At 49.0% G+C, this 1707-nt stretch carries 2 protein-coding genes; both read right to left on the bottom strand.

The features are described from left to right. Positions 1-333: 333 nt before the first annotated feature. The gene (locus K309_RS0134820) at positions 334-666 is read right to left on the bottom strand and encodes a hypothetical protein (protein WP_029050464.1); all 333 of its coding nucleotides are present in this window, start codon (positions 664-666) and stop codon (positions 334-336) included. 460 nt (positions 667-1126) lie between these two features. Continuing rightward, a complete protein-coding gene (locus K309_RS0134815; protein ID WP_029050463.1) occupies positions 1127-1423 on the bottom strand; it encodes a hypothetical protein in 297 nt (98 codons plus the stop codon). Between the last annotated feature and the right edge of the window lie 284 nt (positions 1424-1707).

Below are 1707 nucleotides of genomic sequence, written 5' to 3'. Positions count from 1 at the left end.
AGATTCCTATTCGATCTGGGAGTTCTGCACGCAGCACAATTCTTCCGACGCCTTGCTGCGCCTTACCCTTCAACATTCTGCAGGCCGGACTAAATAGATCTGATGGGTCTCTGGCTTTCCATGTACAGATATTAATGTTGCTTGCTTAGGCGTGAGGCTTCTGATCTTCACTAGCACTGGATAGTCTTCATACTTGACATGCTTATATGACCAAAAACCAATAGGCTTGTATTCGCGATTCAGGATGGCATAACGACCATCTTCTTGCCGTTGGATGCAATACGGAAGGAATGTGGCGCAGATATTCATTAGTGGCATGATTCCTTTCTCCTTTTAAAGGTTATGCCTGCGTTCGAACTCAAGAATATCCGCGCCGGCAATGGTTCCTCTGAAGACTTCTCTGAAGGTGGAAATTTTTAGCAACTCACGTCGCAGCACATAGGGACAAGCGCCTTGATACGTGAGCGCCAGGAATGCATCGACGCCTAGCAGCACGCTTAAGGCGGCATGTTCACTAAGTCCACGCTTTGCATGAATCAAGCGGTCTAGCTTCTGTGCAGCCCTAAGGCCTTCAGTGTCCTTCACAGAGCAAATGATGATTTCCCTATTCGGGGTGGGCGCTTCATTAAAAGCGAGAATTGCCTGGTTGGCGGAAAAGTTTTTCATGTTTGATCTCCCTTTATCAAATCCCAAATGGGCTTTGGTTCATGCCCCTGCCTCCTCATCATCCGCGGGCAACCCTTCCCAAATGACTTTTTTCTTTTTGTCAAGACGCTCTAATTGCCTCCGGTTATCATTATCGTCTGGTTGTTTCTGGGGGATGGACAGAGTTCTCCGGTGCTCATGCTCATGGAGAATCGGAATCGGATCATCTTGGGGGAACGACAAGTTTACGGAGTTTCCCATGGCTGCCTCCATGCGTGGGTAGAACAAAAAGGTCCGGACCTCTTACTAAGGCAATTCCGCCCGTTAATGAACGGTCTTGCAATGGAAGAGGTTAACCCCCGACCGGCAAAATGCGACCGGGGGCAATTTCTATAATACCGAAGGGAAAATAAATTACCGGTCTATTTCACGAGCAAATAGAGAGTCGTTATACAGTGCGACAGTCATGCTATATAACGACTCAATCCTCATCCTCGTCAATCACGTGCTTCTGCTTGTAGCTCGTTTTTATGTTAGAGAGCGCCACTAGCAATTGACCTCTGGCTTCACGCGCCCGGTTCAGCTGACCTTGATGGTAGACCTGTTGGGTCGCCGACAGGCTTTTATCTAGGTAATCGAGCTCAATGCACTCAAGGTAATTTCCGACATGCTGAATGCCGGTCATTGCTCGAATGAAAAGCTTGTCCGATTCAGGCAATTCATCTTCTGGCTCAGGCACATCCGCAGACACATAAGGACGAGGCACAATCTTGAGCATGGCTATCTCCAGGTGGTGGAGAATTCACTCTATACCTCGGCCGGCAAAGGGGATAACCCTCACACGCTTCTCTTCCGTCTAGCGTTATTGACCCTGGCAGTCCACGGAAATCGTTCTTCGACTTCCTTCAACCATAATAAAAGGTTCTCGCGTCGAATTTTCCTGCGCCTGCCCATGAGGAAAATCCTGGCGGGTACTTAGTCCGGCCTGCAGAATGTTGAAGGGTAAGGCGCAGCAAGGCGTCGGAAGAATTGTGCTGCGTGCAGAACTCCCAGATCGAATAG

This window comes from Cupriavidus phytohabitans (genome assembly GCF_000426345.1).
Classification (GTDB): Bacteria; Pseudomonadota; Gammaproteobacteria; order Burkholderiales; family Burkholderiaceae; genus Cupriavidus.
This window is presented reverse-complemented; position numbering and strand designations above follow the sequence as displayed.